The sequence below is a fragment of the Desulfitobacterium chlororespirans DSM 11544 genome (genome assembly GCF_900143285.1).
In the GTDB taxonomy this organism is placed as follows: Bacteria; Bacillota; Desulfitobacteriia; order Desulfitobacteriales; family Desulfitobacteriaceae; genus Desulfitobacterium; species Desulfitobacterium chlororespirans.
Genome location: NZ_FRDN01000011.1, coordinates 189,892 through 208,652 on the forward strand (window position 1 = coordinate 189,892; position 18,761 = coordinate 208,652).

An 18,761-nucleotide genomic window follows, 5' to 3' on the forward strand; every position below is an offset into this window, starting at 1 on the left:
ATCAGTGAGTAATATTTGTGAGTGATATTTGTGAGTGATCAGAAGGGCTATGATTAGTCAAAAGATTGCCTTAGTAAAAAGATCTCCCGCCGGAAAAAGCGGCCGGGAGATCTTTTGGCGGTTCTTTCCGGGTAGCCGGTTATGGGTGCAGGTAGTACCGGCGGCTCCGGCGACACCGGCGAAGGATTTATCAAGGCAGCCGACCATACTGCTTAAGCAGCGTCGGTAAAGGCGGAAAAAACTGCCCGGGTCGTGTTCTTGATCCTACAAAGCCATATATGAACAGACCCGAAAAGCAGTCCAAGGATTTTGATTTACACAAGGGAGCGAATTTAAGCGAGCGGAAACAAAACTTCGCGAAAAGCCTGCAGCGGAGAAAGGTTGGAAACAGGACGTTTCCAACCGCCCATTGAGAACAAAGTGCGAAAGCAGTGCTTTCGAGGAGCGATTTGGGCACGAAACCCGGGCGAGGGTTTCGCCCAAGCCGCCTTCCACAGAGAATGACTCAGCGGCGCAGGTGCACCTTTCGGAGCGGAGGGCTTGAGCGTTAGTTTTGTCCGCGCAGCTTATGGAGCGACCGGTGTAAATCAAAATCCTGGAGACCAGCTTTCAAATCATCTTTCCGGAGCAACATGTAATGCCCCAAGAAACTTTGGGAAATGCTAAGAAAACCCTTTAAAAAACCCTTAAGCTAAAATAACAATTTTCAGATACAGATTTTTGCCGAATTGTGGAGTATAATTAATCAATGTGCATATGAAAGCTTGCAAATTTAAACCAGGAGGTTATTATAATGCAAACCTTTAAAGTTCCTGTAGGAATTTCCAATCGCCATGTTCATCTCTCTGAAGAACATATTGAAATTTTATTTGGTGCCGGACATCAGTTGACCCGGACCAAGGATTTATCCCAGCCCGGTCAATTCGCCTGTGAAGAAACGGTAACCCTGGTGGGGCCCAAGGGCACCATGGCCAATATCCGGGTGCTGGGACCTGCCCGCAAAGCAACCCAGGTGGAACTGGCAGCCACGGATACCTTTAAGCTTGGCGTCAAACCCCCGGTCCGGGATTCGGGAGATCTCTCCGGAACACCTGGTTTGGAGCTGGTAGGCCCTGCCGGAAAAGTTCAGGTTGAAGCCGGGACCATTATTGCAGCCCGTCATATTCATATGACTCCGGAAGATGCTGAAAAATACTGTTTAAAAGATGGAGATCATGTCAAGGTCCAAGTCACCGGACCACGGGCCGGTGTCTTTGAACGGGTATTGATTCGGGTTAACCCCAATTATGCTCTGGATATGCATGTGGATACGGACGAAGGCAATGCCTTTGGCTTAAAAAATGGGGATTTGCTGGACGTTATTATCGAGTAATAATTCACTCGGCATCCCCATTGGTAATGAGGCAATGGGGATGCTGTACGTATACTATCCGATGTGAACAACGTTACTGCGCATTCTCTGGGAACCTCATGCCTGAAATATGCCGCCTTTTTTCTCCGACTAATAAAATAAACCTGTCACAGGAAGAAGAGTTTCTTGTCCTGGGACGGGTTTTTTTACAATAAAACGCTATGCGTTCCGGTTCCGCCGGAGCGATGCTCATTAATGACGCTTTCCGGTGGTCGTGTATGAAGCGGAAATAGAGAATCCTTTGCTTGCAAACCGCGCCCCGGAAGGAAACTCGTTCTGCTGATCACGCATGGCGAGGAGCTGGTGAAGAGGTGCTGCACGCATCTTTACCGGCTCGGGGGATGACGGACCTTCGTCTTTTTTACAACATGAAATCCGCATACATCATCGCCGTCGGCCAGCGTTTGGGTGCGAATCAGATTCGCTCCCATTTGGTCATAGGTAATGAAATCAATGTTACAGATATATTTTACGAGAGCAAAGCAGTCTTCGCGTTTTCCAAGCTCGCATATGGCGCACTGACGAAACGTGGTGATGTGCTCGTCCGGACCTTTTATTTCATGTGTAAATACCCAATCCGTACTGTATTCCCGTTTCTGCGAACGCTCTGCGGCGATGGTTTTTTGGCGCATCATTTTTTCGGAAAAGGCGTCCTTTTGGGAATAGGATTTGAGCAAGAACGGTGTATGTGCCGCATGAACTGTCATTTCCCCGAACATTTGCTCGCTGATGGCGCCGTTCGCTGCCTTATAAACCGCAAAAAACATCGCAGCCATGATAAGACCTGAGCGGAAAATGTTATCCTTACCGCCCACCGAAGGGGTTCTGAGCAGCATTTCCCGATATTCCTTCTTCGCTTTTCTGCGGAGCGAAGCTGTTTTTTCTTTTCCCAGGCTGCCGGTAAGATAGCCGAAAACCCTTTTACTAAACATAAGAAACAAAATTCTTGCCTGCATATCATAGGTGAAGGTTTCTTTCATTGCCGTTCCTCTCCTCTCCTCATCTCACGTTAATGAAGCGCCAGTCCGTTGACAAAAATCCTTCCTTTGCGCTCCCTGCCGGAAAGCTTGTCGCCGGCTTCCCCCGGCAGGGCCTGACATAGGACAGAATGCAGCCTATAACACCGTTTTTTCAGTTGTTCTTCTCCTTTAGAGTTGGATTTTGGTTAGGGGAGACTAACTTTTGTGTTAAAAAATTTTGGGGTTTTCGGACGCGTCTTTAAGGTTCAAAACCCTAAAACAGCTTGCCAGTTAAAAAATTTGGTAATGATGCTGCAATGGTGCAGCGCTTTTTCTTTGGAAAAATCATGGATGATCGTTTCGAACAGGGTGGACCAATATGCCGTCAGGAGGATGTGGAGCTCATCTTCGTCAATGCGGATTTTTGTAAGCCCCCGGGCAAAGGCTTCTTCCACAAAGGCCAGGGTATGTTTGGTGTTCTCAGCTACAAAATCATTCAAAAAATTCGCATATACGGAGCCTGCGGAGCAGCACAAAAGAAGCTTAAAGCCGTCATACCTGGAGTAAAGAAACTCGATCCACCTTTGGTGGGTTGCTTCCGACATATCCCACACCGCCTGCATTTCTTCCCGTTCCAGGTGTTCATAATTACTCTGTTCCACGGCTTCGCTTAAGACGTTGATGTCCTTCAGAGTAGGTTCCAGTACGGCCGCGAACAATTCCTCCTTTCCGGAAAATCTTTTGTACAGAGCGCCGGTGGTGACGCCGGCTTTTTGGCATATTTCCCGCAAGGATGCCTCGGCAAATCCCTTTCGCAAAAACTCTTCTTTCGCGCTGACCAATATCTTAGGATCAATGCTGCAATCGGGTAATGACATGACATCCCTCCCACGCTGATAACGTTGTTATTGATAACGACGTTATCAGTATAGTGCAATCCTTTTTTCTTGTCAAGAGATACGCCTGTTTCTGCAATTGCCGCCGATGTGGATGTGTCAACCTGGCGAAGTAACAAAGTGCGAAAGCAGTCTTTGGGGACTTTCTTTACGATAAGTCCGAAAAGTGAAGATTGGTTTAGGCTAAGAAAATAGTGTATTATATAAGAGATTTAAAATATAACAGATTTAACAATAAAAGCGTCAGTAAGACGAGGGGTTTTATGGATAAGGGGGATGGCAATGCCCAAGGAAGAAAAGCTCAAAGTCGCCGTGGTGGGAGGGGGAGCAGCAGGTCTTTTGGCAGCGGTGATCGCCAGGCGGGAAGGGGCAGAGGTTAGGATATTGGAAAGGAATCAACGGGTCGGCAAGAAAATCCTGACCACAGGCAATGGGCGCTGCAACCTGACGAATACGGATTTGCATTTATCCCATTACCATGGCCAAAATCCTAAATTTGCTTATAGTGCTTTACAAGCTTTTGATAATCATCGGGCCATCGACTTTTTTGAGGAGCTGGGTATCACTCATAAAGTTGAAGAAGAAGGCAAAATCTTTCCTTTTTCCAATCAAGCCTCCAGTGTCCTGGATGTTCTGCGTTATGAAGTGGAGCACTTGGGGATCGAGACGATGCTCGAAGCCGAAGTGAAAGAGATTTGTAAAGTGAGCCAAGGCTTTGAATTGGCGGCGAAGGATGGCAAGAAGTATTTTGCTCATCGCGTTATTCTGGCTGCCGGAGGTAAGGCCGCTCCCAATCTGGGTACTAATGGCAGTGGGTATGCATTGGCCGAAAAACTGGGACATCGCCTGGTGGAACCTTTCCCGGCTTTGGTCCAACTTAAGCTGGAGTCGCCCTTCCTCAAACAGATTAAAGGCATCAAATTCGATGGCGGGGCGCAAGTGCTGGTCAAGGGAAAAACTTTGGCCAAAGCCCAAGGGGAAATCCTATTTACGGAGTATGGGATTTCCGGTCCGCCGATTTTCCAATTAAGCCGGACGGCTGCCGAAAAACTGCGGATGCAGAATGCGGTTTGGCTTAAGGTGGTGCTGCTCCCCGTTTGGTCCAGGGAAAAGCTTGAGCAGTATCTAAGCAAGCGCTGGGAGGAGGCTCCGGAAAAGAGCGTGCATTTCAGCTTTGTCGGCTTTATCAATAAGCAGTTAGTTCCCGTGCTCCTCAAACAGTCCGGCATTGAAGATATTAACAAGCCGGTCGCTGCTTTGACCGCCCGGGAAAAGGCAGGTATTCTGAACCTGCTTCAAGACTGGCGTTTCCAGGTCATCGGCACCAACAGCTGGACGGCTGCTCAGGTCACGGCCGGAGGCCTTGATGTTCGTGATATCAACCCCAGGACCATGGAATCTCTGCTGGTGCCGGGACTTTATTTTGCCGGCGAGATCCTGGATATTGATGGAGACTGCGGAGGCTATAACCTGCAATGGGCCTGGTCTTCAGGCTATGTGGCGGGCAAGAGTGCTGCCGACGGATGATGAAATGATTAGAGAGGCGGTGTGGAAAGATGATTTTAAAATCCATTGCCAATCCTGATGTTTATAAATTTATGGATACAGATCAAGAGCCGGTCTATCATGGTGCCTGTCAGGGCTGGTATCCTACCATTTGGCAGCGCCGAGCCGGTTGTGGTCCCTGTACGGCAGCCAATATTATGTATTATCTTACCCATGGCCGGCTTCCTGCTGGGGAGGGTTTTCGGAGCCGCGGGGAATGGATTGCCTTAATGGAAGAGTTGTGGAAGTATGTTACCCCCTCCCTCAAAGGGGTTAATAAGATGAGCATGCTTTATGAACCATTGGCAGCGTTTGCTCAGACCAAGGATATCTCTCTTGAATATCACCTCTGTGAGGTACCTGAGGAGGTTCACCGCCGGCCATCCTTAGGGGAGGTTGTGGATTTTTTAGCTGAAGCCTTGGACCAGGATGCCCCAATTGCTTTTCTTAACTGGTGCAATGGGGAGGTAAAAAACCTGGATCGCTGGCACTGGGTCAATATCATTCAACTGGAGTTCGATGAGGAAAAGCAGAAAGCCTATGGAACGATCCTGGATGAAGGCAGACTAAAGAAGATCGATCTGGCATTGTGGCTGAAAACCAGCACATTGGGCGGGGGATTTGTTTATTTCACGACGGCAGGGAGCGTTTAGTGCTCTTACTCTGATTTCTTTCTTTATCCCTGTTTGAGAAATGGATATAATAAGGCTATTGGGTTGTCTTTTGATGCTAATACGAGAAGGTATCAGTGAAAAGATTGAAGAACTATAACGAGAAATATAATGAGAAACTTAATGAGGAGAGAGCTATGAGCAGTGACTTCACTTCCCGTCCACCTCAAAAACACCATTGGAAGATATGGTGGGAATTAATTCGTCCCCACACTTTGACGGCCGCCACAGTTCCGGTTCTGCTGGGATCGGTTCTGGCCTTGCTGGAGGGGAAGACCCATCTTCTGCTTTTTGCCGCTATGATGATCGCCAGTCTGCTCATTCAGGCGGCAACCAATCTTTTTAATGAATACTACGATTATAAGCGGGGATTGGATACGGAGAAATCGGTGGGCATTGGCGGCGGCATTGTGCGTCATGGTATGGCTCCCGGCCTGATTATGACCCTTGCTCTGAGTATGTATGCTATCTCGGTACTGCTGGGCGTCTATATCTGTGCTTCTTCCTCCTGGTGGCTGGCAGCGGTGGGGTCCTTGTGCATGCTGATGGGCTATCTTTATACCGGCGGTCCTTATCCTATTTCCTATACTCCCTTGGGAGAGCTGTTTTCCGGTTTGTTTATGGGCTTTCTGATCATCCTCATTGCCTTTTTTATTCAGACCGGTTATGTTTCAAGTACGGCCGTTTTAGTGGCGGTTCCCAGCGGGATTTTAGTAGGGTTGATCAATCTAAGCAATAATTTGCGGGACCGGGATGGGGATAAGGCCAACGGACGCAAAACCATTCCCGTTCTATTGGGACCGGAAAAGACGATCGTATTTATGGGGATCATGTTTGCCGTTGCTTATCTCTGGATCGTGGGGCTGGTGGTGGTCCGGCTTATTACCCCCTGGGCCCTTGTGGCCTTACTGAGCATACCCAAAGCGAGGCAGGCGACGAAAGGCTTTGTGGGGAAGGTGGAACCCATTACCATGATGCCTGCTATGAAAGCGACCGGACAGACCAATACCTTTTTTGGTTTGCTGCTGGCTCTGGGGCTGTTGGTGGGGTATTTTCTCTAATGTACGGACTTTAAAGAAGAGAGCAACCCGCCTGAGGCGGGTTTTCCTTTACACTATCAGCAAGTATAAGCTTACGCTATATACTTTCCAAGCATAAGTGCAACCAGCGATTTCGCCTCATTGGTAAGCATGCGTTTAAAGCACGGCGAAGCCGGGTTTTCTTTATTATGCTAAAGGCAATCCTTAACGGAATCCTGGGGTTACGCTCAGGGTTAATGAAAGATTGAGAGGAGAGGGAGGGGAAAGATAATGAGGGTTCCGGAGCAAAAGACAGGTGTTTTTTCCTGGTTTGGGTTTGTCCTGCCCTTCGGGGAGAGAATCTCATTAATACAGGAGGCGGGGTTTACAGGGACCTCTCTTTGGTGGGAAGATGAAGAGGAACCCTTTCCTATGCCCAAGGAAAGGATGCCGGCCTTAGTACGGGAAAGAGGATTAATCCTGGAGAACATTCATGTACCCTGGTGTGATGCCAATGCACTGTGGTCGGATGAGCAAGCTTTGCGCGGAGAGATCATCGCCAGGCATAAGCAATGGATAGAGGATTGTGCACGGTTTGAGATTCCTTTGCTGGTGATGCATTTATGCGATGGGGAAAACCCGCCGCAGCCCAATGAGTACGGGTTGGCAAGTATGGGGGAACTGGCCGGGGCTGCGGAGAGACAGGGAGTCAGGATTGCCGTGGAAAACACCCGTCGCAGGGACAGTGTGGAGTATGTGCTGGGGCAGATTGCTTCCCCGGCCCTGGGTTTTTGCTTTGACAGCTCTCATCACCGGCTGACGGATCAGGAGGATTTTCACCTGCTGAGAGCCTGGGGTAACCGCCTGATGGCTACTCATTTTTCCGACAATGACGGGGTGGAGGACCGGCATTGGCTGCCCGGTCATGGTGTGATCGATTGGGCTAAAGTTGCCGGGGCCTTTCCGAAAGGTTATCAAGATTTTCTCACCCTGGAAGTATACCCTAATCCTCAGGAAAGACAAGGGAAGCCCCAGGAATTCCTGGAGAGGGCTTACGATAGAATCAGCGGAGTCAGGATTTTGATTGAGAATTCTTAACAGTCTGTGCAAACTGTTATAGGTATGTTATATTTGTTATATATTAATGAAATTTCATAGAAATTGGGATGAGTGATTCTGTTTGCAGGAAAGAAAACAAACAGGATTGAAAAGGGAAGTCAGTTAAAGCTGATGCGGTGCCCGCCACTGTAAAAGGGAGTCAACCATAAGATGTCACTGGATAGTTTATCCGGGAAGGCCTGAGTTGATGATGATCTTAAGCCAGGAGACCTGCTCATCTCCCCAAAGTAAGATTACCTACGGGATGTTAGGGAGGTGGATTTTTGTGTCGTCGTTGAACAACTTGGATACAAGCTAGCCTTCTAAGCCCTTCCGTTAGTGAAGGGTTTTTTTATTTGCAGTAATTTGAATCAGAGTGAAAGGCTACTTAAGGAATGGTAAATCATGATGTTTTAGAGGAGGATACTTATGCAAGTTTTGACCAAGCTTAACCTTAAACGGATATTAGCCCTCTGCCTGTCTGTCTTTGTGCTGTTGTCTGCGGCAGGGTGCACTAATTCAAGTACGCCGACCGGTGGCAGCAGTCCGGCAGCTGCCCCTTCCCCAGTGGATAAGGATGCCGAAATTGTCCTGGGAGGATACCGCAATCTTGCTCCCGGTGAAAAAGACGGATATTATTGCAGTGCTATTCTTTACGTGTGGGAACCCCTGATTAAGCAGGATGATCATGGGGCGCCCCTTCCCGGCCTGGCCGATAGCTGGGAAATGTCTGCGGACGGCAAGGAATGGACCTTTCATCTGCGGCAGGGGGTGGTATTCCATGATGGGGAAATGCTGAATGCAGATGCTGTCATCGCCAATTTCGACAGGATGAAACTGGGGGTGAAAACCTCATCGTTCTATCCTCTGGATATTAATGCTCATTATCCGGAATTAAAAGAATACGCTAAGGTCGGCGACTATGGGATCAAATTGACATTTGAGAATCCTGCGCCAACCCAGCTCTATAATATGGTTAGCTTCGGCAGTGCCATCTATAGCCCTAAATGCTTTGATGAGGAAGGGAATTTCCAAGGCATCGCCCAGGGCACAGGGCCTTTCCGGATAGTGGAAAATGTGAAAGATCAATATGTTTTGCTGGAGCGCAATGAGAATTATTATGGGGAAAAAGCTAAGGCGAAGGCTGTCCGGGTGAAAGTCATTCCTGACGCAGACACTCGCTTCTCCGCCTTGAAAGCAGGGGAAATCCTTGGAGTAATGGACTTGAGCGCTATACCGGCTTCTTTAGCGGTAGAGTTAAAAGATCAATCTCAATTTGCACTGACCACGACAAAATCCACCATGATTCGTTTTCTCGGGGTCAATGGAACCCAATTCCCCTTCGATGATGTACGGATGCGTCAAGCGGTCAGTTTAGCTTTGGACCGTCAGTCCCTGGTCGATGATCTCTATAGCGGGTATGGAACCCCGACGACCAATATCCTGAATTACAGTACTCCTTTTTATACAGATATTCCCGTAGAAGAAAATCTTGAGAAAGCGAAAGCCCTTGCTAAGGAAGTGCTGGGAGATCAGCGCCATAAAATAGTCTATATGATTAACGGTGCTGAAACGACTCAGAAAATGGAGGCTGAACTGATTTCGTCCTGGCTTTCTCAAATCGGTTTGGATGTGGAGATTAAGGCCATGGAGTATGCTACCATGCGGGAGGAGATGAAAGCGGGGCACCATCATCTGGCCCGTCTTCAGCAGGGACTTTCCAACAGCGAGGCTTCAACGATTTTCAGACGCTTTATGCTTTCCACAGGAGATCATAACAAGAATTACAGTCTGGGTTACACTAGTCCTGAAGTTGAAGGGTTGATGAAAGAAGCGGCATCCTCTCTTGAACTGGAAAAACGCACCGCTATCTATAATCAAATCCAACGAATTTCCACGGAAGAACTGCCGGTCATTCCTCTTTTTAATGATGTGACTTTGATGGCTTACAGCACAAAACTAACCAACTACGAAGCTAAGCTTTATGGGCTGGAGCTGCCGAAAGTGGAATGGGCTGAATAGGGAATGAGCCGCTATATCAGCCAAAGAATTGCCTCACTGATACCGGTGTTGTTCGGCATTACTTTGCTCGCCTTTGCGCTGGGGGTAATTTCCCCCGGCGACCCGGCGGAAATTGCTTTAAGCCGGGGCGGTATGTCCGAACCAACTCAGGAGCAAATCGCGGTGATGAGGGAAAAGATGGGGCTGAATGAGCCCTTGCCTGTCCAGTATCTTCACTGGGCAACCAATGCCTTGCGGGGGGATCTGGGCATTTCCTATTCGACACAGGAACCTGTGGGAGAGGAGCTGGGCCGGCGCCTGCCGATAACCTTGCAGCTGGCCGGATATGCTGTGGTTCTGGCCTGTACCGGCGGGATTCTGATGGGAATTCTGGCTGCCATGTACAAAGATCGGGGCCTTGATCATAGCCTTATGGGTTTGACGAACGTGATGCTTTCTTTCCCCGGGTTCTGGCTGTCCCTTTTGCTGATTCTTTTGTTTGCAGAGATACTGGGCTGGCTGCCGACCAGTGGAGTCGGGGGAGTCAGGCATATGCTGATGCCGGCGGCAGCTCTCTCCTGTGCCACAACGGCAACGGTGGCCCGGTTAACCCGCTCCGCCCTGCTGGCGGAATTCGGGAAACAGTATTTTCTGGCTGCCAATGCCAGAGGAATCAGTAAGTATCGCTTGATTGTGAGAAATGCTCTGCCCAACGGGATAGTGCCGGTCATTACCTTGTTGGGAAACTACATAGGGGGAATACTGGGCGGCTCCGTCGTGGTGGAAACCATCTTTGCCCTCCCGGGAGTGGGCAGCTATGCCATCGAAGCCATCTATGCCCGGGATTATCCGGCACTGCAAGGCTATGTACTCCTTACGGGAGTGCTTTTTGTTACCATTACCCTGATGGTGGACTTGGTTAGTTTGGCCTTAAATCCGAAAATCAGGCTGGGAGGGAAGCGGTTATGAGAAGAAAAGTCAGGCTAAAAGCGGTCCTCGTTCTCACCCTTCTCTTCATAATTATTGTTGCCAGCATAGGTGCGCCTCTGCTTGCTCCGTTTTCGCCCACGGCTACGGATATGTCGGTACGCCTGCAGGGACCGTCCTGGGAGCATCCTCTGGGAACCGACGCTCTGGGTCGGGATATGCTAAGCCGCGCCCTGTATGGGGGAAGGGCCTCTATGCTGCTGGCCCTGACCGCCACGGTATTATCCATGTCCTGCGGAATGATAGTAGGGATAGCAGCCGGGTATTACGGGGGGCCGGTGGATTGGCTGATCACCATCCTGGCCAATATTTTTCAAGGACTTCCCGGGACCTGTTTCATGATTGCTGTGGCGGGAGTGCTGGGTCCAAGTATTCAGAGCCTTTTGCTGGCCTTGGTATTCACTTCATGGGCAGGATTTTCCCGGATTGTCAGAACGGAAGTATTGCGCCAGCGGGAGGAACCCTATGTTGAGGGGATGCGCTGCCTGGGAAGCAGTGACCTGCGGCTGATCATCCGGCACATCCTTCCTAATATCATGAACACACTGCTGATTCTTTTTACAACACGGGTAGGCAGGAGTGTGCTGACCATAGCTGCCCTGAGCTTTTTAGGCTTAGGGGTCCAGCCGCCTACACCGGATTGGAGTGTCATGATCAATGACGCGCGCCTCCATTACCGCAGTGCCCCCCATGTGTTGGTCGTACCGGGAATGTGCATCTTTCTCCTGATGCTGTCGATCAATATGCTGGGAGATGTTCTCCGGGATCATTTTGATGTGAGAAATGAGGAGGTACGGGAGTGGTAGAGAGGACCGCCGATGATATCATCCTGGAAAAGGTGAGCGTTTACTTTCAAGTTCCCACAGGATTCGTCCGTGCCGTGGATCAGGTATCGGCCGTTTTTCCGGGTGGGCAGATTACCGGATTGATCGGCGAGAGCGGGTGCGGAAAATCTGTATTGGGTCTGGCTATTCTCGGTCTGCTTCCTGCTTATGCTCAGATAAGGGGATATATTTTCTATCGGGATATTAATATTGCCCAGGCTTCCTTAAGGGAGCTCCGTGCTCTGCGGGGACGGGAGATCGGCCTGATTCCTCAGAACCCTGGGGAGTCTTTAAATCCGGTACGCAGGATTGGAGTTCAACTGGAGGAGGCTTTAAGGGGTGTTGAGGGCAACAGGGGCGCCCGCCGCCAAAAAGCTGAGAGCCTGCTGAGTAGATTTGGTTTTGAAGATCCAAAGCGGATCATGGCCGCCTATCCCTTTGAACTCAGCGGTGGGATGCAGCAGCGGGTGCTGTGCGCCCTGGGGATTTCCTGTACACCCCGCTGGGTCCTGGCTGATGAACCCACCAAGGGGCTTGATCTTGCCCTGCGTGAGCAGGTTTATGAGAACCTTTTAAGGGTAAAGGAACAGGGGGTGGAAGGAATGCTGATCATCACCCATGACTTGGTGCTGGCTGAAACCTTATGCGATGGTGTAGCGGTCATGTACAGCGGGGAGATTGTGGAATGGGGACAGAATAGTTTAAGAGAGCCCCTCCATCCTTATACCCGGGCTTTCCTGGAATCTTCGCCCGGAAAGGGAATGAAGCCCTTGCCCGGCTCTCCTCCCGCCCCCTGGGATAATCCTCCGGGCTGCAAATTCGCGCCCCGCTGTACACAATGTACTGCCCGCTGCGTGGCGGAAAAACCGGAGGTTTATGTCCGTGCAGGGAAGATGGTGAGGTGTTTTTTATATGCTTGAGGCCCGTGAGGTAAGCAAAACCTTCCGCAGGAGCTGGGGAGGGGGTGCCTTCACGGCCCTTGCTCAGGTAAGCCTCCGCCTGGAACGGGGAGAGACCTTGGGGTTAATGGGGCCAAGCGGGTGCGGCAAAAGCACTTTGGCGCGTATCCTTTTAAGGCTGATTCCGATTGATACCGGCCAGGTTCTTTATCAGGGAGAGGATATCACGGCCTTGCGGGGCAAGGCGCTGCTTCCTTTTCGCCGGCAGGTTCAGCTGATCCCGCAAAGGCCGGAATCTTTTTTCGATCCGGCTATGAAGTTAGGGAATAGTGTGTTGGAGCCGCTGAAGATTTTTGGCATCTACGAAAAGAGGACGGCCAGGGAGATGCTCTTGGGGACGCTGGAGCAGGTCAAGCTCAATGCTTCCCTGCTGGATCGCTATCCTCACCAGGTGAGTGGTGGGGAAATTCAGCGGCTTTCTATCTGCCGGGCTTTGCTCCTGGACCCCCAAGTGCTTATTTTGGATGAAGCTACGTCCATGCTGGATATTTCAGTGCAGGCTCAGATTCTGCGTATATTGCAGGAACTGCAAAGGGTACGCAAATTATCCTATCTGTTTATATCCCATGATCGTGAGGTTGTGAATTTAATGTCCGACCGATTAGTGGAAATGAAAGAAGGAAGGATGTTAGGAAAGAATGAAGGCGGAACCATGGAGCAGGGGAAGGACTGAGTTTTGGACTGAAGAGGGTGAATGCTGGAGATTAAAACTGCGCCAACCCTTTGGTGAATATAGTGAGCGGGTGCTCAATGATGAAGCGGAAGAGGCGTTTTGGCAGAACTATTTGGCTGCCAAACCGGTCTATGCACCTGATCCTTATTCAGTCAAAATAGCCGGGGCTGTGAGCACTCTCTTTAAAAATGCAGGTGCGGAATCACTCCTGGAATTAGGTCCGGGCTGGGGCAATTATACTTTGAGTTTGGCGTCCGTCTGCCGGCAGCTAATCTGTGTGGACAGCTCCCGGGCCGTGCTGGATTATATCCGCAACGTTGTGGCTGAACACAATCTGACCCATGTAACTGCTTTGTGGGGTAAATGGGAAGACTGCAGTCCCCCTATATGTGATGGGATATTGGCCTACAATTGCTTTTACCGGATCACTGCAATTGAAGACTGCTTGAGGAAAATTCATGAAAAGGCGAACAAGCTTTGTATTATCGGGATGAATAGCGGTCCGGAACAGCCGTATATTCATGATTTCGAACAGAAATTGGGACTAAAGGTGCGGTACAGCAGGGTGGATAGCCGGGATTTGAAAAAGGTGCTGAAGAGTCTGGGAATTTCTCCGAGCATCGAAATCAGCCTTCCTAATGAGCGTGAATATGTTTATGAGACCCTGGCAGAGTTGCAGGAAAAGGCTCTTTCTTATGTCATAGGTTCCTGTGATGAACAGGCGGTGCGGGACATTCTGCTTCGCTACTATTATGAGGATAAAGATGGCCAATACCGCTGTACATATAAATTCTCTTCGGAATTGATGTGTTGGTACCCCTAAGCTTCTTCTTTTCATCCTTTGGGGATAGCGTTGAAAGAAGATACGGGCCAAGTGTATAATAAAGTGGATTCATCCCTGGAGTATCTCTGGAGTTATCTGCGGTTATTTTTGGCCCGGCAGGCATGTTCTGTGGAGAGAACGAAAGTTGCCGATGCCTTCCCAAAGCTGTATAAGGAGAAAAGGGGCTGTTTGTATGAAACGGATGCCGGTTGTGTTTATTGGACATGGCTCGCCTATGAATGCCATCGAGGAGAATCAATTTACACTTCAGTGGGAGGCTCTTGGGACGAGGATTCCGCGGCCCCAGGCCATTCTTGCGATTTCTGCTCATTGGTTTACACCAGGCAGCAGGGTGACGGGTGGGGATGCTCCGGAAACAATTTATGATATGTACGGGTTTCCGGAAGAGCTTTACGAGATCGTTTATAGAGCGCCAGGTTCCCCTCAGGTTGCTCAACAGATCAAAGATTTGTTGGGAGAACAACTACAAATAGACACTGGTTGGGGCTTTGACCATGGCACTTGGTCCGTCCTGCACAGAATATATCCTCAGGCAGAGATACCTGTGCTTCAGCTGAGCGTAGACCGCAATGCATCTTTTGCAGATCAATATGCCATAGGTCGGAAACTCAGAGGACTTCGTGAACAGGGCGTTCTGATTTTGGGCAGTGGCAACGTTGTCCATAATCTGGCCAGAATTCATTGGAATATGGAGGGCGGATATCCCTGGGCAGAGGATTTTGACAACTATATTAAGGAAAAAATTGTGGACGGCAACCACCGGGAGGTTATGGATTTGGAAAAGGCGGGGACATCGGTCCGTCTGGCCTTTACTGTTGCCGATCATTTTGCGCCGTTGCTTTATGTTTTAGGTGCTGCCGATGAGGAGGACAGGGTTGCGGTTTTTAATGAGGCCTGCATTATGGGCTCTCTTTCCATGACCAGCTATTTATTAAGCTAAGGTTTGAGTGGAATAAAGGCAAAACGACCAGGAAAGGAAGGGAAACGTGAGATGAAGAAACGTGATATTAAAAAAATGATCCGGGGACAGAGAGCGACAGACGGAGCGGGTGTCCAGCTGGTCCGCGTCCTTGGGCGCCGGGATGTGGAGGATTTTGATCCCTTTCTGATGCTGGATTCCTTTGACTCGACGGATCCCGAAGATTATGTGGCAGGGTTTCCTATGCATCCTCACCGGGGGATAGAAACCATCACCTATTTGATTGCAGGGGAAATCGACCATGAAGACAGTCTGGGCAATAAGGATACCATTCATGCCGGTGAAAGTCAGTGGATGACCGCCGGCAGCGGCATTATGCATCAGGAAATGCCCCAGGAATCGGCTCGGATGCTGGGTTTTCAACTGTGGCTGAATATGCCCCGTGGGGAAAAAATGGCCCCGCCCGCCTATTTGCCCATTACCCAAGACAAGATAGGCAAAGTGGCCAAAGACGGAGGGGAGGTTCGCGTCCTGTCGGGACGGCTTGACGAAACGGCAGGAGTGACCACCAAGCATATTCCGGCCACCATCTACGATGTTTCTCTTGTTCCGGGAGGAGAGGTCGAGATTCCCACCCATCCGGAGGAAAATGTGTTTGTCTTTCTGATCGAGGGGGATGCCTTGATCAACGGGGAGCTGATTGCAGCCAAAACGGCGGTATTGTTTGGGGAGGGGGAGTATATTTCTGTATCCGCCCCTCCCGGACTTGAGCTAAGGTTTGCTTTCTTTGCGGCCAAACCTCTGAGAGAACCCATCGCCTGGGGAGGACCGATTGTGATGAATACCCGGGAGGAATTGGATTATGCCTTTGCGGAGTTAAGAGAAGGGACGTTTATTAAGCATAATTAAATCGGCTCTGGGGAAAAGAAAAAATCCGGTGTCCAGTTTGCTTTTTCAGACTGGATGCCGGATTTTTATAGTTTGCAGAGTTTATCCCCAGACTTCCTCGGCGATTTCTTTAATCAGGATAAGCTTTTGCCATTGCTGTTCTTCGGTGAGGATATTGCCCTCCTCAGTGGAAGCGAAACCGCATTGGGGGCTTAAGCATAAACGGTCGGCGGGAACGTAGTCCGCCGCTTCGCGGAGGCGGGCGATGATCTGTTCTTTTTCCTCCAGCTCTCCGGTTTTGGAGGAGACCAGACCAAGCACGACCAGCTTATCCGCGGGAATCTCCTTTAAGGGAGAAAAATCCCCTGCCCGGTCGGTGTCATACTCCAGATAGTAAGCGGAAACCTGTTCTTTGCCGAAAAGAGTAGGGGCAACCGGGTCATAGCCGCCGGAGGTGGCCCAAGTGGAATGATAATTGCCCCGGCAGACATGGGTGGTCACGATCAGGTCGGCGGGAAGATCAGAGATGGCCTCATTGTTGAGACGGAGATAGAGATTCAGCAGTTCCTGAACATCGTACCCATCGCCGGCCATGGTGGACCAGAAGGTTTTATCGCAAAGCATGCCCCAGGTGCAGTCGTCCAGCTGGATGTTGCGGCAGCCCTGTTCATAGAAGGCCAGAATGGCCTGGCGGTAGGCAGTGGCGATATCACTGTAAAGCTCTTCACGGTCAGGATAATATTTGGCAATTTCCTGTTCATTCTCGCCCCGGACCAACTCTGCCAAAAACTGAGCAGGGGCGGGAATGCACTGCCGGGCCAGCACGTCCTTGCCGGCGATTTGTTGGAGAAAGCGATAGTGAGCCAGGAAGGGATGGCCGGAAAAGCGGATTTTTCCGGAAAGCCGGGCCGAATCGGCTCGGGTTTCTTCGCCGTGAAAGAAATAGCCATGCTCCATCATCACATGCTCGACACCCTCAAAGCCCCAAAAGAAGTCCAGATGCCAATAGCTGCGGCGGAACTCGCCATCGGTTACAGCCTTTAAGCCGATTTCTTTTTGCTTGGCCACCAGTTTGCGGATCTCTTCATCTTCTATTTGGGTAAGGTCCTGCGGCGTGATTTTTCCCGCTGCGAACCTTTCCCGGGCGGTTTTTAGGGCCTGAGGGCGGAGAAAACTTCCGACTATATCGTAGCGGAAAGGGGGGACAGTTCTCTGGGCTGTATCTGGAAATTGTGTGCTCATAGGGGATCCTCCTTGCTGTTCCTGTAGTGATTGTGAGTATAGCACAGGGAGAATCCTATAGGGTAACACCTAAAGTTTATACTTGCCTATAGCTTATACCTATAACTTATTCCAGCAAAGGCACACCATAGTCCTGGATGACTTTCTTCAGTTCGTCAAGATAGAGCCTTGCTTGTTTGCTGAGCTGGATCTGATGACTGGCAATCCAGCCGACCTGAATCCGGTCATCCACCTGCAGGGGGACCGAGGTAATATTGTCTCCGTTGAGATCCGCACTGACGATACCGGTGGAGATAGTGTAGCCATTGAGCCCAATCAGCAGGTTGAACAAGGTGGCCCGGTCGCTGACATGGATGCTTTTCTTATGAAAGACCGTGCTTAAAATTTCTTCGGAAAAGTAAAAGGAGTTGAACTCGCCCTGTTCGAAAGAGAGGTAAGGATATTCCTGCAAATCTTCCAGGATGACGGAAGTTTGGGCGGCCAGGGGATTGCGGGTGCTGATAAAAATATGGGGGCTGGCGGTAAACAGGGGATGAAAATCAAGCCGGTTTTCCCGGAGCAGTTTTTCGATAACCTTCTGGTTGAAGGGATTCATGTAGAGGATGCCGATTTCGCTGCGCAGGTTTTTGACGTCTTCGATAATTTCATAAGTGCGGGTCTCCCGCAGGGTGAACTCGTATTCTTCGGCACCGCTTCCTTTGATCAGATTTACGAAAGCGTTTACGGCAAAAGCATAATGCTGGGTGGAAATGGCACAAAGCTGCCGCGAGGGTTTTTGGTGCAGATAACGCTGTTCCAGAAGGCCGGCCTGTTCCACTACCTGACGGGCATAACCGAGAAATTCGGAGCCGTCAATGGAAAGAGTTATTCCTTTGGCGCTTCTGAGAAAGATCTCGATGCCGATCTCGGCTTCCAGGTCTTTGATGGCATTGGACAAACTGGGCTGAGAGATAAAAAGTTTTTTGGCGGCCTCATTGATGGAGCCGCAGTTCACCACTTCGATCACATATTTGAGCTGCTGCAAGGTCATTTGCTTTCTCTCCCTATTGAAAAAAATATCCGCACAAAACAAGGACTGTCTTGACGGATATTTTCAAAACGGTAAAAAACCCTATCCAGGAGGGTGCTGCCGCAAAGCAAGTATCCTGACTCAGGATCATCACGCCTTTTCGTCTTCTCAGCGTCTTATGACGCCAATGACATCATGAAAAGGGCTCCCCATGACAGTGGCCGGTCCGTCCGGGATTTGCACCCGGTTCCATGAACTTTGCAGTGGTTTCTTATTAATGCTTGATGCTTTCATGTCTGCTGTTTTTATTTATACTACAAACGCTGACGAAAGTATAGAAATAATCTTAGGGTTTCTGGGCAGAATTCAGGGTAATTTATTTTCACCTGGGGAAAACTGATGTTGAAATCATGGCGAGGTGAAGACAGTTGACGGCCTCCAAAAAGAAAGTCAGACATGCAAAAGAAGATCCAGAACGGGTTGACAAAGGGACCGATGAAGCCCGGCTGCCCAATAATGAACCTCTGGATTGGGACGAGCTGCGGGATAAGGTAACGGAGCTTTATCTGGTACTGGAAAGGATCAATCTCACAGAATATATTGCCTATCTCAACAACCCCCGGCGGCTGCTTTGGCTTAATTTTGGCGTGGGGCTGGTTAAAGGCTTGGGAGGAGCCATCGGGGCTACTCTCTTACTGGGCCTGTTGGTGATGTTTTTGAAGCGTCTGGTTTTACTTAACCTTCCGGTGATCGGCGGAGTTATCGGCGAAATCGTCAAGCTCGTCAATGCCCATAATGGATATTAGACAAGGAGGA

Annotated in this window: 19 protein-coding genes and 2 riboswitches; of the genes, 15 read left to right on the forward strand and 4 right to left on the reverse strand. The window is 49.9% G+C overall.

Annotation, left to right across the window (positions count from 1 at the left end):
• Positions 1 to 49: 49 nt before the first annotated feature.
• Positions 50 to 229, forward strand: a complete 180-nt coding sequence (locus BUA14_RS18105; RefSeq protein WP_072773870.1) for a hypothetical protein — start codon at positions 50 to 52, stop codon at positions 227 to 229.
• A 564-nt stretch (positions 230 to 793) separates the two neighbouring features.
• Positions 794 to 1,372 carry a phosphate propanoyltransferase gene (gene pduL, locus BUA14_RS18110; protein WP_026198816.1) on the forward strand — a complete coding sequence of 193 codons (579 nt, stop codon included), beginning with the start codon at positions 794 to 796 and terminating at the stop codon, positions 1,370 to 1,372.
• A 365-nt stretch (positions 1,373 to 1,737) separates the two neighbouring features.
• Here pduL and BUA14_RS18115 read toward each other — a convergent pair whose 3' ends face one another.
• Complete coding sequence (locus BUA14_RS18115) at positions 1,738 to 2,391, reverse strand: L-2-amino-thiazoline-4-carboxylic acid hydrolase (protein WP_072773871.1); 654 nt, start codon at positions 2,389 to 2,391, stop codon at positions 1,738 to 1,740.
• A gap of 245 nt (positions 2,392 to 2,636) precedes the next feature.
• Complete coding sequence (locus tag BUA14_RS18120) at positions 2,637 to 3,248, reverse strand: TetR/AcrR family transcriptional regulator (protein ID WP_072773872.1); 612 nt, start codon at positions 3,246 to 3,248, stop codon at positions 2,637 to 2,639.
• A gap of 294 nt (positions 3,249 to 3,542) precedes the next feature.
• On the opposite strand from BUA14_RS18120, the gene BUA14_RS18125 reads away from it, so the two are divergent.
• From BUA14_RS18125 to BUA14_RS18180, 12 genes are all read left to right on the forward strand, one after another.
• Positions 3,543 to 4,793, forward strand: a complete 1,251-nt coding sequence (locus BUA14_RS18125) for a BaiN/RdsA family NAD(P)/FAD-dependent oxidoreductase (protein ID WP_178371730.1) — start codon at positions 3,543 to 3,545, stop codon at positions 4,791 to 4,793.
• Positions 4,794 to 4,822: 29 nt separating this feature from the next.
• Positions 4,823 to 5,464 carry a hypothetical protein gene (locus tag BUA14_RS18130; RefSeq protein ID WP_072773874.1) on the forward strand — a complete coding sequence of 214 codons (642 nt, stop codon included), beginning with the start codon at positions 4,823 to 4,825 and terminating at the stop codon, positions 5,462 to 5,464.
• A 155-nt stretch (positions 5,465 to 5,619) separates the two neighbouring features.
• Positions 5,620 to 6,543, forward strand: a complete 924-nt coding sequence (locus tag BUA14_RS18135) for a 1,4-dihydroxy-2-naphthoate polyprenyltransferase (protein WP_072773909.1) — start codon at positions 5,620 to 5,622, stop codon at positions 6,541 to 6,543.
• 249 nt (positions 6,544 to 6,792) lie between these two features.
• A complete protein-coding gene (locus BUA14_RS18140) occupies positions 6,793 to 7,599 on the forward strand; it encodes a sugar phosphate isomerase/epimerase family protein (protein ID WP_072773875.1) in 807 nt (268 codons plus the stop codon).
• A gap of 53 nt (positions 7,600 to 7,652) precedes the next feature.
• A riboswitch (cobalamin riboswitch) is annotated at positions 7,653 to 7,852 on the forward strand.
• Positions 7,853 to 8,028: 176 nt separating this feature from the next.
• Entirely contained in the window at positions 8,029 to 9,621 is a 1,593-nt protein-coding gene (locus BUA14_RS18145) for an ABC transporter substrate-binding protein (protein WP_084078700.1), read from the forward strand.
• A gap of 3 nt (positions 9,622 to 9,624) precedes the next feature.
• Complete coding sequence (locus BUA14_RS18150; protein WP_072773876.1) at positions 9,625 to 10,569, forward strand: ABC transporter permease; 945 nt, start codon at positions 9,625 to 9,627, stop codon at positions 10,567 to 10,569.
• Entirely contained in the window at positions 10,566 to 11,393 is an 828-nt protein-coding gene (locus BUA14_RS18155; RefSeq protein WP_072773877.1) for an ABC transporter permease, read from the forward strand. Before BUA14_RS18150 ends, BUA14_RS18155 begins: the two co-directional genes overlap by 4 nt.
• Positions 11,387 to 12,331: an ABC transporter ATP-binding protein gene (locus tag BUA14_RS18160; RefSeq protein WP_072773878.1), complete on the forward strand. Its 945-nt coding sequence runs from the start codon at positions 11,387 to 11,389 to the stop codon at positions 12,329 to 12,331. The genes BUA14_RS18155 and BUA14_RS18160 overlap by 7 nt, the downstream gene beginning before the upstream one ends.
• Positions 12,324 to 13,043, forward strand: coding sequence for an ABC transporter ATP-binding protein (locus BUA14_RS18165; RefSeq protein WP_072773879.1), 720 nt, complete (start codon positions 12,324 to 12,326; stop codon positions 13,041 to 13,043). The genes BUA14_RS18160 and BUA14_RS18165 overlap by 8 nt, the downstream gene beginning before the upstream one ends.
• Entirely contained in the window at positions 13,009 to 13,866 is an 858-nt protein-coding gene (locus BUA14_RS18170; protein ID WP_072773880.1) for a class I SAM-dependent methyltransferase, read from the forward strand. The genes BUA14_RS18165 and BUA14_RS18170 overlap by 35 nt, the downstream gene beginning before the upstream one ends.
• A 193-nt stretch (positions 13,867 to 14,059) precedes the next feature.
• Positions 14,060 to 14,827 (forward strand): 4,5-DOPA-extradiol-dioxygenase, encoded by a 768-nt coding sequence (gene ygiD / locus BUA14_RS18175; protein WP_072773881.1) that lies wholly within the window; start codon positions 14,060 to 14,062, stop codon positions 14,825 to 14,827.
• A gap of 51 nt (positions 14,828 to 14,878) precedes the next feature.
• Positions 14,879 to 15,715, forward strand: coding sequence for a pirin family protein (locus tag BUA14_RS18180; protein WP_072773882.1), 837 nt, complete (start codon positions 14,879 to 14,881; stop codon positions 15,713 to 15,715).
• Positions 15,716 to 15,796: 81 nt separating this feature from the next.
• On the opposite strand, the gene BUA14_RS18185 is transcribed toward BUA14_RS18180, so the two are convergent.
• Positions 15,797 to 16,936 carry a 5-methyltetrahydropteroyltriglutamate--homocysteine S-methyltransferase gene (locus BUA14_RS18185; RefSeq protein WP_072773883.1) on the reverse strand — a complete coding sequence of 380 codons (1,140 nt, stop codon included), beginning with the start codon at positions 16,934 to 16,936 and terminating at the stop codon, positions 15,797 to 15,799.
• A 106-nt stretch (positions 16,937 to 17,042) separates the two neighbouring features.
• Positions 17,043 to 17,966 (reverse strand): LysR family transcriptional regulator, encoded by a 924-nt coding sequence (locus BUA14_RS18190; protein WP_072773884.1) that lies wholly within the window; start codon positions 17,964 to 17,966, stop codon positions 17,043 to 17,045.
• Between the two features lie 88 nt (positions 17,967 to 18,054).
• Positions 18,055 to 18,221, reverse strand: a riboswitch (cobalamin riboswitch).
• Positions 18,222 to 18,373: 152 nt separating this feature from the next.
• Here BUA14_RS18190 and BUA14_RS18195 point away from each other — a divergent pair.
• A complete protein-coding gene (locus tag BUA14_RS18195; protein WP_072773885.1) occupies positions 18,374 to 18,751 on the forward strand; it encodes a DUF5665 domain-containing protein in 378 nt (125 codons plus the stop codon).
• Positions 18,752 to 18,761 lie beyond the last annotated feature (10 nt).

Coding starts and splice junctions, on each gene's coding strand:
- BUA14_RS18120 (WP_072773872.1), bottom strand. CDS start 3,248: ATGTCATTACCCGATTGCAGCATTGATCCTAAGATATTGGTCAGCGCG.
- BUA14_RS18150 (WP_072773876.1), top strand. CDS start 9,625: ATGAGCCGCTATATCAGCCAAAGAATTGCCTCACTGATACCGGTGTTG.
- BUA14_RS18180 (WP_072773882.1), top strand. CDS start 14,879: ATGAAGAAACGTGATATTAAAAAAATGATCCGGGGACAGAGAGCGACA.
- ygiD (WP_072773881.1), top strand. CDS start 14,060: ATGAAACGGATGCCGGTTGTGTTTATTGGACATGGCTCGCCTATGAAT.
- BUA14_RS18135 (WP_072773909.1), top strand. CDS start 5,620: ATGAGCAGTGACTTCACTTCCCGTCCACCTCAAAAACACCATTGGAAG.
- BUA14_RS18185 (WP_072773883.1), bottom strand. CDS start 16,936: ATGAGCACACAATTTCCAGATACAGCCCAGAGAACTGTCCCCCCTTTC.
- BUA14_RS18105 (WP_072773870.1), top strand. CDS start 50: ATGATTAGTCAAAAGATTGCCTTAGTAAAAAGATCTCCCGCCGGAAAA.
- BUA14_RS18170 (WP_072773880.1), top strand. CDS start 13,009: ATGAAGGCGGAACCATGGAGCAGGGGAAGGACTGAGTTTTGGACTGAA.
- BUA14_RS18125 (WP_178371730.1), top strand. CDS start 3,543: ATGGCAATGCCCAAGGAAGAAAAGCTCAAAGTCGCCGTGGTGGGAGGG.
- BUA14_RS18145 (WP_084078700.1), top strand. CDS start 8,029: ATGCAAGTTTTGACCAAGCTTAACCTTAAACGGATATTAGCCCTCTGC.
- pduL (WP_026198816.1), top strand. CDS start 794: ATGCAAACCTTTAAAGTTCCTGTAGGAATTTCCAATCGCCATGTTCAT.
- BUA14_RS18140 (WP_072773875.1), top strand. CDS start 6,793: ATGAGGGTTCCGGAGCAAAAGACAGGTGTTTTTTCCTGGTTTGGGTTT.
- BUA14_RS18190 (WP_072773884.1), bottom strand. CDS start 17,966: ATGACCTTGCAGCAGCTCAAATATGTGATCGAAGTGGTGAACTGCGGC.
- BUA14_RS18165 (WP_072773879.1), top strand. CDS start 12,324: ATGCTTGAGGCCCGTGAGGTAAGCAAAACCTTCCGCAGGAGCTGGGGA.
- BUA14_RS18115 (WP_072773871.1), bottom strand. CDS start 2,391: ATGAAAGAAACCTTCACCTATGATATGCAGGCAAGAATTTTGTTTCTT.
- BUA14_RS18130 (WP_072773874.1), top strand. CDS start 4,823: ATGATTTTAAAATCCATTGCCAATCCTGATGTTTATAAATTTATGGAT.
- BUA14_RS18155 (WP_072773877.1), top strand. CDS start 10,566: ATGAGAAGAAAAGTCAGGCTAAAAGCGGTCCTCGTTCTCACCCTTCTC.